At 64.3% G+C, this 16,419-nt stretch carries 12 protein-coding genes and 1 tRNA gene; 4 read left to right on the forward strand and 9 right to left on the reverse strand.

All coding sequences use genetic code 11. The features are described 5' to 3' along the window. Positions 1-225 precede the first annotated feature (225 nt). Positions 226-3,831, reverse strand: coding sequence for an indolepyruvate ferredoxin oxidoreductase family protein (locus FVQ98_RS07145; protein ID WP_147912729.1), 3,606 nt, complete (start codon positions 3,829-3,831; stop codon positions 226-228). Between the two features lie 178 nt (positions 3,832-4,009). Between FVQ98_RS07145 and FVQ98_RS07150 the strand changes: the two genes are divergently transcribed. Both FVQ98_RS07150 and FVQ98_RS07155 read left to right on the forward strand, forming a co-directional pair. Then, positions 4,010-4,504 (forward strand): Lrp/AsnC family transcriptional regulator, encoded by a 495-nt coding sequence (locus tag FVQ98_RS07150; RefSeq protein ID WP_147912730.1) that lies wholly within the window; start codon positions 4,010-4,012, stop codon positions 4,502-4,504. Positions 4,505-4,628: 124 nt separating this feature from the next. After that, positions 4,629-6,770: a PhoX family protein gene (locus FVQ98_RS07155; RefSeq protein WP_147912731.1), complete on the forward strand. Its 2,142-nt coding sequence runs from the start codon at positions 4,629-4,631 to the stop codon at positions 6,768-6,770. A 324-nt stretch (positions 6,771-7,094) separates the two neighbouring features. Here the strand turns inward: FVQ98_RS07155 and mltA are convergent, their stop codons facing one another. Next, positions 7,095-8,315 (reverse strand): murein transglycosylase A, encoded by a 1,221-nt coding sequence (gene mltA, locus FVQ98_RS07160; protein WP_147912774.1) that lies wholly within the window; start codon positions 8,313-8,315, stop codon positions 7,095-7,097. Here mltA and FVQ98_RS19620 point away from each other — a divergent pair. Next, the gene (locus FVQ98_RS19620; protein WP_187265663.1) at positions 8,248-8,418 is read left to right on the forward strand and encodes a hypothetical protein; all 171 of its coding nucleotides are present in this window, start codon (positions 8,248-8,250) and stop codon (positions 8,416-8,418) included. The genes mltA and FVQ98_RS19620 overlap by 68 nt on opposite strands. A 47-nt stretch (positions 8,419-8,465) precedes the next feature. Here the strand turns inward: FVQ98_RS19620 and FVQ98_RS07165 are convergent, their stop codons facing one another. After that, complete coding sequence (locus tag FVQ98_RS07165) at positions 8,466-9,086, reverse strand: response regulator transcription factor (protein WP_147912732.1); 621 nt, start codon at positions 9,084-9,086, stop codon at positions 8,466-8,468. Between the two features lie 328 nt (positions 9,087-9,414). Between FVQ98_RS07165 and FVQ98_RS07170 the strand changes: the two genes are divergently transcribed. After that, positions 9,415-10,632, forward strand: a complete 1,218-nt coding sequence (locus tag FVQ98_RS07170; protein WP_147912733.1) for an alpha/beta hydrolase family protein — start codon at positions 9,415-9,417, stop codon at positions 10,630-10,632. A gap of 53 nt (positions 10,633-10,685) precedes the next feature. Here the strand turns inward: FVQ98_RS07170 and FVQ98_RS07175 are convergent. The 6 genes from FVQ98_RS07175 to FVQ98_RS07200 form a co-directional block, all read right to left on the reverse strand. Further along, positions 10,686-10,761, reverse strand: a tRNA-Phe gene (locus FVQ98_RS07175). 35 nt (positions 10,762-10,796) lie between these two features. Continuing rightward, complete coding sequence (locus FVQ98_RS07180) at positions 10,797-11,513, reverse strand: response regulator (protein WP_147912734.1); 717 nt, start codon at positions 11,511-11,513, stop codon at positions 10,797-10,799. A 44-nt stretch (positions 11,514-11,557) separates the two neighbouring features. Further along, positions 11,558-13,846, reverse strand: coding sequence for a sensor histidine kinase (locus FVQ98_RS07185; protein WP_187265664.1), 2,289 nt, complete (start codon positions 13,844-13,846; stop codon positions 11,558-11,560). Beyond that, the gene (locus FVQ98_RS07190) at positions 13,843-14,454 is read right to left on the reverse strand and encodes a DUF4390 domain-containing protein (RefSeq protein ID WP_187265665.1); all 612 of its coding nucleotides are present in this window, start codon (positions 14,452-14,454) and stop codon (positions 13,843-13,845) included. Before FVQ98_RS07190 ends, FVQ98_RS07185 begins: the two co-directional genes overlap by 4 nt. Beyond that, on the reverse strand, positions 14,426-15,778 hold the full coding sequence (rsmB, locus tag FVQ98_RS07195) for a 16S rRNA (cytosine(967)-C(5))-methyltransferase RsmB (protein WP_147912737.1): 1,353 nt from the start codon (positions 15,776-15,778) through the stop codon (positions 14,426-14,428). Before rsmB ends, FVQ98_RS07190 begins: the two co-directional genes overlap by 29 nt. Then, on the reverse strand, positions 15,778-16,362 hold the full coding sequence (locus tag FVQ98_RS07200) for a LemA family protein (RefSeq protein WP_147912738.1): 585 nt from the start codon (positions 16,360-16,362) through the stop codon (positions 15,778-15,780). Before FVQ98_RS07200 ends, rsmB begins: the two co-directional genes overlap by 1 nt. Positions 16,363-16,419 lie beyond the last annotated feature (57 nt).

Here is a 16,419-nt window from a genome sequence, read left to right on the forward strand (position 1 = left end):
GATGCCGGGCGGCGCAAAGCCCAGCCCGTGCGCGAGATAACCGCATATTGTATGCGGCTGTGCAGGTGGTCCAGTGACCCGCGTGGACAGGCAGTTCGCCCATGAACGTCGACCACTGTAGCCGGCGTTTTGCTTCGTTATTGATAGCTGTACGCGCTCACCCCATAAGCGCCAAGGCCGGATTTCTCTCGAAATCCGGCCTTGGCCTTTTGCAAATGCCCGCCGTCAGGCGACTTGCTGCGCCGATGTACTGGCCGGTTGCCGATACGCCTCCATCAGCTCGGCCCAGCGCGCGCGCGCCGCCTTCAGGTACCGTTCCTTGACGTGGCCGTAGCCCTTGATCTGCTCGGGAATCCGCGCGATCTCGACCGCCGTGGCGTGGTTGCCGGCGTTCAGCGACTTCAGCACTTCCTCGATGCTGGCGCGGTACTGCTGGATCAGCGCGCGCTCGGTCTGGCGCTCCTCGGTCTTGCCGAAAAGGTCGAATGCCGTGCCGCGCAGGCCCTTCAACTTGGCCAGCATGCGAAAGTTGCGCAGCATGCTGGGGCCGTACTTCTTCTTGATCAGCTCGCCCTTGTCGTTGCGGTCGGCCGTCATCGGCGGCGCCAGGTGGTAGTTCAGCGTGTAGTCGCCCTCGAACATACCTTCAATGCGCTTGAGGAAAGCCGGGTCGCTGTGCAGGCGCGCGACCTCGTACTCGTCCTTGTAGGCCATCAGCTTGAACAGGTAGCGCGCCACCGCTTCGCTCAGCGTGGTCTTGCCCAGCGCGCTTTCAGCCTGCTGGACTTTCTGCACAAAGGCCTTGTAGGTATCCGCGTAGGCGGCGTTCTGGTAGCCAGTCAGGAATTCGACGCGGCGACCAATCAGGCTGTCCAGCGTCTCGCGCTTCTTGAACTCGATCACCTGCGCACCGGCAGAAGCACCGGCCAGCAGTTTTTCAACACGCGCCCAGTCGTGCGCCGCCTGGCGGCCCCACTCGAAGGCGATCTTGTTGTTCTCGACCTGCACGTTGTTCAGCTCGATCGCACGCATCAGCGAATCGCGCGTCAGTGGCACCCAGCCCTTTTGCCAAGCGTAGCCCAGGATCATCGGGTTGACGTAGATGGTGTCGCCCATCAGCTTGCCGGCCACACCGTCCGCGTCGAACGCCGCCAGGCCCTCGGCGCCCACGGCACGGGCGATGTCCTCGGCGCAGCGCGCTTCGGGGTTCTGCCAGGCGCTGTTCTTGACGAAGGCAGCCGTTGGCGTGGCGTGCGAGTTCAGCGCCACGTGCGTGCGCCCTTCGCGCATGCGGGTCACGGTTTCCTTGTTGGCGGCAACGATCGGGTCGCAGCCGATGATCAGGTCGGCCGCGGCCATGCTCACGCGCGTGGTGCGAATGTCGTCCTGCGAACGCCCGATGAGCACGTGGCTCCAGGTCGCGCCGCCCTTTTGCGCCAGGCCTGCCGCGTCCTGCGTGACGATGCCCTTGCCTTCCATGTGCGCAGCCATGCCCAGCAGCTGACCGATGGTGATCACGCCGGTGCCACCGACGCCCGCGACGATGATGCCCCAGGCGCCACCCGTCTCCGGCTCGGGCAGGCGCGGTTCGGGCACAGCGCCCAGCTCGAACGGCGACACCGCCTGCTTCTTGTCCTTTTTCTTGAGCTGACCGCCTTCCACGGTGACGAAGCTCGGGCAGAAGCCCTTGAGACAGGACGTGTCCTTGTTGCAAGTGCTCTGGTTGATGGTGCGCTTGCGGCCGAATTCAGTCTCCAGCGGCTCCACGCTCAGGCAGTTGCTCTGCTCGCTGCAGTCACCGCAGCCTTCGCAGACCAGATCGTTGATGACCACGCGCAACGCCGGGTCAACCATCTTGCCGCGCTTGCGGCGGCGGCGCTTTTCGGTCGCGCAGGTCTGGTCGTAGATGATGACGGTGGTGCCCTTGATCTCTCGGAATTCACGCTGCACCGCGTCCAGCTTGTCGCGGTGGTGGATTTCGATGCCGTCCGGCAGGCCTTTGGCCTGGGCGCCGTCGTACTTCTCGGGCTCGTCGGTGACGATGGTGATCTTGGCGGCGCCTTCCGCGCGCATGTTCTGCGCGATCTGGATCACCGACAGGCCTTCGGGGCGCTCACCGATCTGCTGACCGCCGGTCATGGCGACGGCGTCGTTATAGAGAATCTTGTAGGTGATGTTGACGCCTGCGGTGATGCTCTGGCGGACCGCCAGCGTGCCGCTGTGGTAGTAGGTGCCGTCACCCAGGTTGGCGAACATGTGCTGGTCTTTGCTGAACGGCTGCTGGCCGACCCAGGGCACGCCCTCACCACCCATCTGGGTGAAGCCGACGGTGTCGCGGTCCATCCAGATCGTCATGAAGTGGCAGCCAATGCCCGCCATGGCACGCGAACCTTCGGGCACGCGGGTCGACGTGTTGTGCGGGCAACCCGAACAGAACCAGGGCTGACGGTCGGCGCCGCTGCCGCCCAGTTCCAGCGCCTTCATGTTGCGCTCCGACGCATCCAGGATGGCCAACTGGTGGTCCAGGCGCGCCGCCATGTCGCTGTCCACACCCAGCTTCTTCAGGCGCGCGGCGATGGCACGGGCGATGAGCGCGGGCGACAGATCGGCTGTGGCGCGCAGCAGCACGTTGGACGTCGGGTTGTCCAGCGACCATTCACCGCCGGTGAAGTCGCCCTCAGCGCCTTCGTGGTACTTGCCGACCACGTTCGGGCGCACGTCGGCGCGCCAGTTGTACAACTCTTCCTTGATCTGGTATTCGATGACCTGGCGCTTTTCTTCGACGACCAGGATTTCCTTCAGGCCGGTGGCGAAGTCGCGCGTGATCTGCGCCTCCAGCGGCCACACCACATTCACCTTATGCAGGCGGATGCCCAAGTGCCGGCAGGTGATGTCGTCCAAGCCCAGGTCCAGCAGCGCCTGGCGCGTGTCGTTGTAGGCCTTGCCGCTGGCGATGATGCCGAAGCGGTCGTTGGGCCCTTCGATGACGTTGTGGTTCAAGCGGTTGGCGCGGATATAGGCCAGCGCGGCGTACCACTTGTAGTTGAACAGGCGCTCTTCCTGCGGCAGCGCGGCGTCGGGCCAGCGGATGTGCACGCCGCCCGGAGGCATTTCGAAGTCAGTGGGGATGTGAATCTGCACGCGCTCCGGATCGATCATCGCGGTGGCGCTGGATTCGACGATCTCCTGGATCGTCTTCATGCCGCTCCAGACGCCGGCGTAGCGGCTCATGGCGAAGGCGTGGATGCCCTGGTCGAGGATGTCCTGTACGCTGGCTGGGAAGAACACCGGCAGGCCGCAGGCCTTGAAGATGTGGTCGCTCTGGTGCGCGGCGGTGGAGCTCTTGGCCACGTGGTCGTCACCGGCCACCGCAATCACCCCGCCCCAAGGCGTCGTGCCGGCCATGTTGGCGTGCTTGAACACGTCGGAGCAGCGGTCCACCCCCGGGCCCTTGCCGTACCAGATGCCGAACACGCCGTCGAATTTGTTGGTGCCCGGAGGCGCAAAACCCAACTGCTGCGTGCCCCAGATCGCCGTGGCGGCCAACTCTTCGTTCACGCCGGGCTGGAAGACGATGTTCTGACCCTCCAGGAACTTGCGCGCGCCCCACAGCGCCTGGTCGTAGCCCCCCAGCGGTGAGCCGCGGTAGCCACTGACAAAGCCGGCGGTGTTCTTGCCCACCAGCGCATCGCGCTGGCGCTGCAGCATGGGCAGCTTGACCAGTGCCTGGATGCCGCTCATGAAGGCGCGACCGTAGTCCAGGGTGTATTTGTCGTCGAGCGTGACGGTTTCGAGTGCCTTGCGGATGTGCTCAGGCAAAGGGGCGTTCATCGTGCTTGTCTCCTGTGGGCGACCTGGTGGCCGTTCCCGATCAAAGGCACCACCTCAGTTGGCGGCGAAACTGCCGGGATTCAATAGCAAAGTGTATGCCGCATTTCGCGATAAGTGTTTTCCTTGCGTGCTCAGTCAGAGGTTAAATACGAAAGATTTTTTCTAAAATAACACCATTATGGAAACACTTGATTCCTACGACCTGGCCATTCTGGAACATTTGCAGGCCGATGGCCGCCTGACGAACGCCGAACTTGCGCAACGCGTGGGGCTGTCGGCCGCGCCCTGCTGGCGGCGCGTGCGGGCGCTGGAGACGGCAGGCTTCATCCGCGGCTACCGCGCAGAGATCGACCGCCACAAACTCGGCCTGGGCGTGCTGGCCTTCGTCCGCCTGGACGCCGCGCAGATCAGCAGCGGTGCGGTGCGCCAACTGGAAGAGACCATTCGCACCCGGCCCGAGATCGTCAGTTGCCACTACATCAGCGGCTCGGGCACGTTCGAATTGCAGGTGGTGAGCCCCGACCTTGAGACGTTCAGCCGCTTCGCGCGCGACGTGCTAATGCACCTGCCGAATGTCAAGGACATGCACACCAGCTTTTCGCTCGGTGAGGTCAAGGCCAGTGGTGCGCTGCCACTGGCGCACCTGAAGCCGCGCCGGCGCGAAGCCGGCTGATTCGCGCGAAGCCCGATGCGTGCGTGCGCGCCGGCGCGTCATCACGCTGTCACGTCACTGCCACATTTGGCCGGCACGATCCGGGGGTTTCCCGTATGCCCAATCCCACGGAGTCCCACGAGCCATGAGCCATACCCCTGTATCCGAGTACGACGACAACGAGGTCGTCAACACCAGCGCCAACGCGCACATGGACAGCATTCTGGCGGCGCGCCTGTCGCGTCGCAGCACGCTCAAAGGCGGCATCGGCGCCACCACAGCAGCCCTGCTGGGCGGCGTTGGCCTGAGCGCCTGCGGTGGCGACGATGACGATGGCGGCACCCCCAATCCGGCGCCCAAGTCGCTCAACTTCAGCGCGGTCGTGAAAACCCACGCCGACAAGGTCAGCGTGCCCGCCGGCTACCAGATCAGCATCCTGCACGCCCTGGGCGACCCGATGCAGTTTGGCGACGAAAGCTGGAAGGACAATGGCTCCGAAACCGCCGAATCCTACGAGCGCCGCATCGGCGACGGCCATGACGGCATGTACTTCTTCGGCATGAAGGGCGGTCGATTCGACGCCTCGGTGTCGGACAGCGGTCTGCTGTGCGTGAACCACGAGTACGTCGTCGCCCCCTACGGCCTGCACGCCAATGGCCGCACTGTCACCGATGGCAAACGCCCTGCCGCCGAGGTGGACAAGGAAATCTTCGCCCACGGCGCCAGCGTGGTGGAAGTCAAGCGCAAGAGCGGCAGCACCGACATGGAAATGGTGCGTGGCTCGCGCTACAACCGCCGCGTTCACTCGGCCACGCCGATGGACATGACCGGCCCCGCCGCCGGCAACAGCCACCTGGTCACCAAGCTGTCCGCCGATGGTCGCCAGGCGTTCGGCATGAACAACAACTGCGCCTGCGGCTACACGCCCTGGGGCACGTACCTGACCTGCGAGGAAAACTACCTCAACGTCCTGGGCCGCGCGGCCGGCGACGACGCCACGCGCAGCGCCACCGACATCGTCGCGCTCAAGCGCTACGGCCTGCCGGAAAACCGCAAGAACCCCTATGGCTGGGACACCCCCGAAGGCGAGAAGTACCGCCGCTGGAACAGCCGCGTGAGCGGCGCCTCGGCCGACCAGGACTACCGCAACGTGTTCAACAGCTTCGGCTGGGTGGTCGAGATCGACCCGTTCCGCCCCGACGCCAAGCCGGCCAAGCGCTCTGGTCTGGGCCGCTTCAACCACGAAGGCGCCTGGCCCGCACCGGCCAAGGCCGGCGAGCCTATCGTCATCTATTCCGGTGATGACGCGCGCGGCGAGTACATCTACAAATTCGTGTCGGAAGCCAAGTGGAACCCGGCCGACATCAATGGCGGCATGACGGCTGGCGCCAAGTATCTGGACAAGGGCACGCTGTACGTGGCCAAGTTCAACGCCGACGGCAGCGGCCAGTGGCTGGAACTGAGCTTCGGCAAGAACGGCCTGGACGCCAGCAACAAGGCCTACCCCTTCGCCAACCAGGGTGACGTGGTCATGTTCGCGCGCCTGGCCGCCGACTTCATGGGCGCCACCAAGATGGACCGCCCGGAATGGGGCGGCGTGAACCCGCTGAACAACGAGGTCTACATGACCTTGACCAACAACAGCAACCGCAAGGCCGAAGACCTGAACGCGCCCAACCCGCGCGTCAACAACCAGAACGGTCAGATCGTGCGCTGGCGCGAGAACGGCGCTCAGTCCGCCACCACGTTCCAGTGGGACATCTACCTGTTCGGCGCGCGCGTCGACGGCAAGCAAAACGAGAACCTGTCGGGCCTGACCGACGGCAACGACTTCTCCAGCCCGGACGGCCTGTACTTCGACCAGCGCAGTGCCGGCGGCGGCCTGCTGTGGATTCAGACCGACGATGGCGCCTACACCGACGTCACCAACTGCATGATGCTTGCCGCCATCCCCGGCAAGGTGGGCGACGGCGGCAAGGTGACTTCGAAGGACGGCCAGGCCACCTTCGTGGGCGCCAAGGCCACCGACGCGACCGTGCGCCGTTTCCTGATCGGCCCGTTCGACTGCGAGATCACAGGCGTGGTCGTCACGCCCGACGGCAAGACGCTGTTCTTCAACGTGCAGCACCCGGGCGAGGCCGATGCCGACTTCGCCACCAACAAGTTCACCAGCTACTGGCCCGGCAATCAGGCGGTCGCCAGCGACACCGCCCACGCCGGTCACAAGCGCCCGCGCTCGGCCACAGTGGTGGTGACGCGCACCGACGGCGGCACGATCGCCATCTGAACGGCGGACGGGCGGACGCCGCGCCACCGCGCGGCGGGTCCGTGCGCTACCCCTCCAGGCCCGCTCCGTGCGGGCCTTTTTCATGGCGCGGCTGCGCTGTCGCGCGGTGCAGGGGCTTCATGCCAAATCGGCTTCCAGCGCTTGATGGATCTGCGCTGGAAGCTATGCTTTCAGGAGTTCGGCGCCCATCAACGCGACATGGCGCAGGCCGTCACATTTGTCGTGCGCCGCTTTCATGGCGCGGCCCCGATTTCAAACCTTATCGCGCGTACGCCCTACAACTGTCTGCGCAAACAGCTCTCTTTTCAGGGGCAAACTGCGTCTTCACTGTTTCGGCCACAGCGCCCACAGCCGCAGCGGCTGCTTCATGCGGCCGGCGAATTCGCCCGCCTCGCTGCCCCAGCCGGCAAAGTAGTCGGCGCGCACCGCGCCGACGATGGCGCTGCCGGTGTCCTGCGCCATCACCAGGCGCTGCAGGTTGGCCACCGGCCCCTGCGACGACATCCACACCGGCGTGCCATACGGAATGCTTTGCGGGTCCACCGCAATCGAGCGGCCAGGCGTCAGCGGCACGCCCTGCGCGCCGCGCGGGCCAAATTGCGCGTCCAGCGCCGACAGCGGCTCTTCCTTGAAGAACACCATGCGCGGGTTGCTCCACAGGAAGTCGTTGACGCGGCCCGGGTTGGCGGCCAGCGTGTTGCGGATGCCGGGCCAGGTCACGTCGCCGCGCAGCAGGCCCTGGTCCATCAGCCACTTGCCGGGGCTGCGGTAGGGCTGGTCATTGGTGGCGGCGAAGGCCAGACGCACCAGGCGCTGGCTGCCGTCGGCCTCGGTCATGCGCACGCGCCCGGACCCCTGTATCTGCAGGATCAGCGCGTCCACCGGATCGGCCAGGTAACCGATTTCCTGCCCGGCCAGCTGCGCGCGCGCCTCGGGCAGCACATCCATCTCCTGGCGCGTGTACCAGGGCTTGCGCTGACCCAACGAGGGCGGCGGGCGGTACAGCGGCGCACCAAAGCCGGCGCGCGGCACGCGCGAGGCTTCGTAGTACGGCTCGAAATAACTGGTCAACAGGCCGTCGCTGGGGGCACCCAGCGGCTCCACGCGGTAGGGCTGCAGGCGTGCGCGCATCCAGTTGCGCTGCTCGACCGGTGTGGCGAGCGACAGGCGCCGCACCTCGCTGCACAGGCGGGCAAAGGTGGCGCCCGGGCGTTCGCAGTTCTTGACCCAGGCGTTCCAGGCTTCGTGCATCTGATCCTGCTCGAAGCCCGGCAGTTCGGACCAGCGCACCGGCACCCAGCGGCTGCGCGCGCGCTGCAGTGCCGGGCCCAATGGCGCGCTGTCGGCGACGTCGCCGGTGGGCGGCGCGGGCTCGGCCGGCAACGTGGCGGGGGGCGGTGTGGCGGGCGGCTTGACGGCGCAGCTCGCCAGCATTCCTACAATGGCCGCTGCGCAAAGAACCCGGAAAACTCGTGTCATGACTGTGATTCTGCTGGAGGCGCTTGGCGCCCTGGTACTGCTGGTGCTGATCGTGTGGTGGACGATGTTCTCGGGCCGCAAGAAGGGCGAGTTGCCGGGCCAGCACGATGCCGCGCCGCCCGAAACGCCGGCGTCGCCGCACAAGGACGAACAGGGCCCGGAACGTTGATTATCAATGAAATAGGGCTCCAGCGCTTATCCAATCTGCGCAAGCAGCTAGATTTTTTGTAGCAAATTGGCCAGCTCGACGGCCGATTTCACGTCCATCTTCTCGAACACGCGGGCGCGGTGCACCTCCACCGTGCGCACGCTGATGCCCAACTCGTCGGCGATCAGCTTGTTGAGCCGACCATCGGCGACCAGCCGCATCACATCGCGTTCGCGCTCGGTCAGTTCGTCAACGCGCGCGCGCAGCGCCCGCTGCACCACACGCAGTGCGAGGCGTTCGCGCGACACCGCCAGCGCCTGTTCGACCCGATCGACCAGCGCGTTGTCGGAAAACGGTTTCTCACAGAAATCGAACGCACCACGCTTGACGGCGTCGACCGCCGTGGGCACATCGGCATGCCCGGTCAAAAAGATCACCGGCCACACATGCGCAATGCCGTGCTCCGACAAGCGCTCAAACAGCGCCAGCCCGCTCTGCCCCGGCATGCGCACGTCCAGCAGGATGCAGCCAGGTGTCTGCGGCTCCGAAGCGCCATGCGCGGCGTGGAAGGCCTCGGCGCTGTCGTAGGCCTCCGACAGCAGGCGGCGCGACCGCAGAAGCCACGCCATCGCCTCGCGCACGCTGGCATCGTCATCGATGATGTAGACGGTGGCAGGATCGTTGGGCATGGGCGCAGGGCGGAAAGGGTAGGCGGTGCACCGGATTCGCACAGGCGGCCAGTGTGGCGCTGCGGCGTCCGTGCGGTGGCTGGATCGAAGGCCGATTATGCGATCTGGTGTCACGCGAGCACGGCCGCGGGCGCCAGCGCCCGCGAAGCTTGGATCGGCCCCTGGTTGCGGCAGTCCGCGATCCGCGCGGCCGGCGCCCGGCACGTCGCCCTGCAGCATTCGCGTCTGTCTGACACGCTGCGACGCCGCGCCATGCCATGCTTACCCGATGGCGGCGCCTGTGCGGCCACCGACCTTTCGTGTGTCATTGCCTTCTTTTCTATTGCCTATGTCTACCTACCTGCCCTTGCCCCAACCCTCATGGAAATCGGCGCGCCACCTGTCCGTGGTGCTGGCCACCTCGTTTGCGCTGGTACTCACGGCCTGCGGCGGCGGAGACGACGATGAGGGCAGCGGCGGTGGCCAGCCGGGCAGTGGCGCACCCGGCGCACTGGTCAGCGCCGAGCGTGTGAACGAAATCCCCGCTGCCGACATCACCGCGGCACTCAGCGACCCGGAGAGCAAGGTCCAAGGCGGGGTCACCCCGCTGTACGCCGTCACGTCGTACCGACTGACCTACCGCACCACGGACAAGGACGGCGTGCCGACCACGGCGTCCGGCCTGGTCAGCGTGCCGGTCAAGGCGGCTGGCGCACGCAGTCCGGTTGTGAGCTACCAGCACGCCACCACCTTCCACGAGAACCAGGCGCCCAGCAACAAGGTCGAGGCGGTTGAGCCGCCGCTGGTGCTGGCCTCCCTCGGCTACATCGTGGTCTCGCCCGACTACGTGGGCTTTGGCGCAGCAAAGGGCCAGATTCACCCTTACCTCACGTCTGCACCCACGGCCAACGCCGTGGTCGACATGCTGACCGCCAGCGACAGTTGGCGCGGCCAGGCGGGTGTGGCCGACAACGGCCAGTTGTATCTGGCCGGCTACTCCGAAGGCGGCTACGCCACCATGGCGGCGCACCGCGCGATCCACCTGGCCAACGGCGGGCTGAAACAGCGCCTGCAGTCCGCCGTGCCGGGCGCAGGACCGTACGACGTGCTTGAGACACTGGACGAACAACTGGACCGCGTCGGTGACTTGTTTCCACCGCTCGGCGCCATTCTGGATCCCGGCAACCTGTCCAAGTTGCCCGACAGCGTGCGCAGGGAAGTGCGCGACCTGCTGCTCAAGCAAATGGTGCCGGAGGACGGCGACGTTGCCTATGAATCGCTGTTCCTGGACCGTTACATGGCGGACGAACGAGAACTGGTAGCCCGCGACCACAGCGTTCACCTGGGCTGGGCACCCAGCGTGCCGGTCTACCTGTTCCATGGCCGACTGGACCTGACGGTGCCCTACTCGGTCTCGGAATCTGCCCAGCGTGCCCTGCGCGATGCGGGCGCCACCGACGTCAGCCTGACCGACTGCACGACACCCAAGCTGGGCCACCTGGATTGCGTGCCCGAATACTTCCGCTTTGCCGTGGAGCGCTTGGGCCGCACTGCGAAAGATCTCTGATCAGCCACGCGCAATGAAAAAAGCCCCTGACCAATGGTCAGGGGCTTTTTATTTGGTGGCCTGGGGCGGAATCGAACCACCGACACGCGGATTTTCAATCCGCTGCTCTACCAACTGAGCTACCGGGCCGTGAAGCTCTCTATTCTAGCACTGAATTTCAAGCACTAGGCTGCTGCACTGCCGCGACGCCCCCGCGACAGATCGACGCCGAGCTGTTTCAACTTGCGATAGAGGTGGGTACGCTCCAGACCGGTCTTCTCTGCGACCCGCGTCATGGAGCCTCCCTCCTTCGCCAAATGGAACTCGAAATAGGCTTTCTCGAAGGCGTCGCGCGCGTCACGCAACGGCTTGTCCAGCTCAAACGTGCGCTGGCCCTGTGGGCCCAGATCAATCACCGCTGGAAGCGATTGGCCGCCCGTCATCGCGGCCTCGACCGTCAGTTCTCCGCCTGCGCCTTGCGCGATGCCAACTGGAGATTCAGACGGCTCGGCACTGACCGCGCTGCGCGCTGCCGCCACTTCGCGGCTGAGGGCCAGATCGACCGCCTTCAGCAGTTTCTGCAGCGTGATCGGCTTTTCCAGAAATGACATCGCGCCAATGCGCGTGGCTTCGACAGCCGTGTCGATGGTTGCGTGACCGCTCATCATGATCACCGGCATGGACAACATGCCCGTCCCGCGCCATTCCTTGAGCAGCGTGACACCGTCGGTGTCCGGCATCCAGATATCGAGGAGCACCAGATCCGGCTGGCCGCGCTGACGAGCAGCTCGGGCCTGGGCCGCGTTCTCGGCCAACTCGACCGTGTGCCCCTCGTCGTTGAGGATGTCAGACAGCAAATCTCGGATACCGAGTTCGTCGTCAACGACGAGGATATTGGCCATGTTGGAGACAGCTTCCCTTCAAAGCAATACAGATTGCCCGATATTCATACGGGCGCCGGCTCGAATGATAACGACACTTGCGCACCGATCACGCGACCGTCTTGGAGACGATTTGAAACATCAATTCGGGCGCCATGCTCTTCCGCTATCTTTTTGACAACCGCCAGTCCCAAGCCTGTCCCCTTGGATTTGGTGGTGACGTAGGGCTCGAATACGCGTTTGAGAATGGCATCAGAAAATCCATGACCCGCATCAACCACGCTCATGCGAACTCTGCGTGAAGTCTCGCTCCATTGCGTGCGGATCAGAACCCCATGGTCCCTTGCTCCGTCGCGGTCTATGCCCTCAGTCGCATCGAGTGCGTTCTGCACCAGGTTGTGAATGACCTGCCGCAATTGTTGGGCATCACCAAGAATGCGAGGGCAAGCCTCCGGTTCGAACCTCAACACGCCTGTGCTGGCCGGATTTCCATCGGCGTTGATCTCGTAGAGATGCAGCACTTCCTGAATCAGTTCATTCAGGTCTATCGGCTTCAGATCGGCCGAGGGCAGGCGGGCGTAATCTCGGAACTCATTGACCAGGCGCTGCATGGCATCCACCTGATCGACAATCGTCCGCACCGCCTTGGTCAACACTGCCCTGTCGGCGGCATCGTCGAGTTTGTCAGCCAAACGCCTTTCAAGGCGTTCTGCCGACAATTGGATTGGGGTCAGCGGGTTCTTGATTTCGTGCGCCAGGCGTCGCGCAACCTCTCCCCATGCTTGAGAACGCTGGGCGGAGACGATTTCGGTGATGTCGTCAAACACCAGCAGACGCAACCCATCGGGCAATCCTGCACCTCGCGCAACCAACGAGATCGCCTCGGTGGCCACACCACCACCTCCGTGCCCGTACAGCTCGAACGACTGCTGCCAATGGTCAAGACCATGCTCCTGTCGTTCGCCTTCGAATGAGGCGAACTGGGATTGGACCTCTGCGGCAAATCCCTCCAATCCGGGCAGTGCTCCCAGCTCACGCCCAGTGTATGCAGCCAGGGGCATGCGCAGCACACGGGTCGCGCCAGGGTTGGAGGATTGAATGGTGCCCGCCGCATCCAGCACGATCACACCGGCTGTCAGGTTGTCCAGAATGGTTTGCAGATTGGATCGTGCGGCCACCGCTTCGCGCATGCTCGTGTCTGCGGTGGCGCGCGCGTCCGCCAGCTGCTGCGTCATATCGGCAAAAGACCGAGTGAGACCGACCAACTCATCTCGTCCTTTCAACACCACCTTGGGAGTCAGGTCACCAGCAGCGACCTGGCGCACGCCATCAGCGAGCATCAGCAGCGGTGTTGCCAACTGCTTGCCCAACATCACAGCCAGCAACACTGCCCCGAATACGGCGAGAAAAAGTGTAAGTGTCAGTGTTCCGATGTACATGCGCCGCAAGCCATCTCGGCCGAGCGCTCGTTCCTGGTACTCACGGTTGGCCTCCTGTACGGCAAGCGCATCGGCAACCAATGCCGACGGCAAAGGCTGCACCGCCTGCAGCAGGCGCTGTTCGCCCACCAAGCCAACCGAACGCGAATTCACAAGCACCACGGCCCGGATCCGCGCCTGCCCTGAAGTGAGCGACTGGACGTTGCCAGCATCATCCAGGCCCTCAATCAAGGTTGAAACACCGTGTGTGCGCAAGTTGCGCAACAACTGGGCTGAGGGTCGCTCGGGCGTCAGCTCGAAGCGGGACTGGCCGGCGCTGGCGATCAGGCGGCCTGAACCACTCCAGAGATTGGCGTCTGTGGCGCCCAACTGCGTTCGTATCTGATCAAGCGGCAATGCAGCCAGCGCTTCGGGAGTGTCCACCAGCGCTGAGGACGCCGCTTTCAATTGGTTGCCAAAATCACGCGCCTGTGTATCCAGTGACGTCCTGGCCAGTGTCAGCCCGGAGTCCAACGCGCCTTCTACCTTCACGTCGAACCATGATTCGATCGAGCGTGAGACAAACTGGTACGACACCATGTAAATCAGCAAGCCGGGCAGCACGCCCACGAGCCCGAATATCGCCGCCAGCTTGATCAGCAAACGGCTACCGAACTTACCTTTGCGAAGGCGCGCGGCAAGCCGGTAGATGCCCCAGAGAATGACCAGTGCCAAGCCCACGGCCACCACAACGTTGACGCCGAAAAGTCGCGAGTAGTACTGCTCATACAGCACCCGGTTGTTGGTCGCCTGCGCCAGGAGAAATACCAGAACCAAGCCAAGGCCAACCAGCACGGCGATCGCGACCCAGAGAGCCCAACGCGAACCCTTTTTTCTGACGGTCGCGGTATCGTCCGACAGCACTGGCACTGTCACCTCTGGGATTCCTGTGTAAGGTCAACCTGACGTTCCACCGCGACCGTCCATGACGCGTGGTTGCCGGAACCAATCTGCAAGGCTCTGGGCAATTGGGACGCATCCAGCCGAAACTGGAATCGCAGGCTCTGTCGCCCGCCCGCGTCGACCTCTTCCGCCGAGGCGATCTTCCATCTCGAAATTCGGCCAACGGACGACATGACCTCGCTGAGCGAGTCGTAGTGCTGCGTCAGACTCACGCCCAGTCCAGCGTTGGTCAGCGGTTCGCTCGACGTATTCAGACGCCAGCGCCGGGTCAGCGGCATATAGGCGACGCGCATGTACCGCTGCGCCTGTCCAACGCGCTGGTCCGCCCAGTACCAGCGCTCGCGCAGCACAGTTGCGTCAGCGACAAAATGGATGGGGATACCCTTGTCCAGAGCTTCCTCAACCGCGCCAGGCAGCCTGATATTGACTTTTGCACTCAGCAGCAGGCCTTCTTCCGTACGCTCTACCCGCAGTGTCTCCAAATCGGCGTTCTGGGCGCGCAGACCTTGCGACCATAGTAGACCGGCGCAGACGAGCACCTGCGCCAGCCACTCAAGCCGCGCGCTTTTCCAGAAGTGCATAGAAAAAACCATCGTCACAGGCTGCATTCTCGCCTGACGAAAGTCCGGCTCCAGCACCAGACGGGATCAAGTGTCCTGGGGAAGGCAACCAGCCCGCATCCATGTGGCGCGAGAGAAACGCTTGAATCCGGTCGATACCCTCTTCGTGAAATACCGAACACGTGGCATAGAGCAGTCGACCGCCTACCGCCAGTACCGGCCACATCGCTGCCAGCAAGCGATCCTGCTGGTTTGCCAACTGGTGGATATCCGTGGCCCTGCGCAACCACCGAATGTCGGGGTGACGACGGACGATCCCGGAGGCGCTGCACGGAGCATCCAGCATGATCCGGTCGAACGGAATGCCGTCCCACCAGTCGGATACCAGTCCCGCATCTGCAACCCTGATATCGGCCTGCAGGCCCAGGCGGCTCAGCGTCGACCCGATCCGTTCAGCGCGACGAGCGTCCACTTCCAGCGCGGTTACCTGTGCAGAAGGGCTCAATTCAAGGATATGGGCGGTTTTCCCGCCCGGCGCGGCACATGCGTCCAGTACGCGAGGCGAATCGACGCTGAGCCCTGACATCAGCAAGGGCGCCGCCATCTGCGCGGCCGCCGACTGTACGGACAACATGCCCTCTGCAAAACCGGGAATGGCAGCGACCGGCATCGGTCGTGCAAGCGCTATCCCATTGCCATCGAGGCGCACTGCCTCAATGCCATGCTGGTCCAGGGTGGTCAACACTGCATCTGTCGAACTGCGCAATGTGTTCACGCGCAACACCATGGGCGCCGGCTGCTGCGCCTGTTCAAGGATGGCCTGCCAAGCAGCGGGATGGTCTGCCTGGACCCGCTCGATCCACCATTTTGGGTGGTTCCAACGCGCACCGAGGTCGTCGCGGACCGCCAGAAAGAGCCGCTCGCGCTCACGCCCCAGGCGGCGCAGGACGGCATTAAGAAGCCCGGCTTGGTGGCGCGTCGCTTTGTCTTTCTTGGCCGCTTCCACAGCTTGATCCACAAGCGTGTGCGGAGGGTGGCGCACCCCCGGCGCCGGCAACATGAGGGCCAGCGCTGTCAGCAGAAGCGCATCAACGGCAGCAGAAGGTCGCCGCGCCACAAGCTGATCCCGCAACGCCGCAGCCGCGCCCAGATGCCGCAGTGTGTGAAACGTCAGCGCCTGGACGCCTGAGCGCAGTTCACCCGGGACTTGGTCGATGGTGGTGGCAAGCGACCGCCCCGCCTGCACGTCCTGCACGTCCTGCACAAGCTTGGCGGTCCACTGCAGTTGACGCCACAGCGCTGGAGAATGTGGTGAAGCTTGGGGCACGTCGGGAGTCTTTTCCATCAGCGTGCCTCGGTCAGGCGGGACACGGGCCCGGCCGGCAAAAATCGGAATGCCTTGGCGATCAGCCAAGCGGGGAAGGTGTGGATCGCCTCGTTGTACTGGGCGACCGCGTCATTGAACGCCGCACGCAGCGGCATGGCTTGATGCAACACGCGTAGCCAGCGTTCCTGCAGCCGTTCGGCCGACGGCACGGCCTCTGGTGGGACAGCCTCGGCCAGTGCAGCAGTCCACGCCGCCCGCAAGGCTTCATGCGCCATGACGAGACTGGCCATGCTGGCGACATCCATGTTCATGCGGCGCGCTTGGGCCAGCGCAGCACCAAACTGATCGCTTGCAGCCTGCAAGCGCGTCCAGGCAGCGGTCACGATGTCCTGGAGTTCTCCCGGCAATGTCTTTGCGCCACCGCGGAATGCTTCGGGCATGGACGCCTGGACCAGCACAAGTTGGCGCATCAGTTGCTCATCCAGCGCAGCAAAACTCGCTCGCACCGATGTACGCAGACGCACGAGGCGGTTGTATGCCCCTACAGCCCAGAAAAACACGACCGCGACAACAACCGCTACCCATACGCTGGAACTTGACATGACAAATCAATAAAAAAGCGCCCGTGCCGTCGAGAGTACAACGGCAGGGCGCTCATG

The sequence above is a fragment of the Ottowia flava genome, assembly GCF_008017535.1.
Classification (GTDB): Bacteria; Pseudomonadota; Gammaproteobacteria; order Burkholderiales; family Burkholderiaceae_C; genus Ottowia; species Ottowia flava.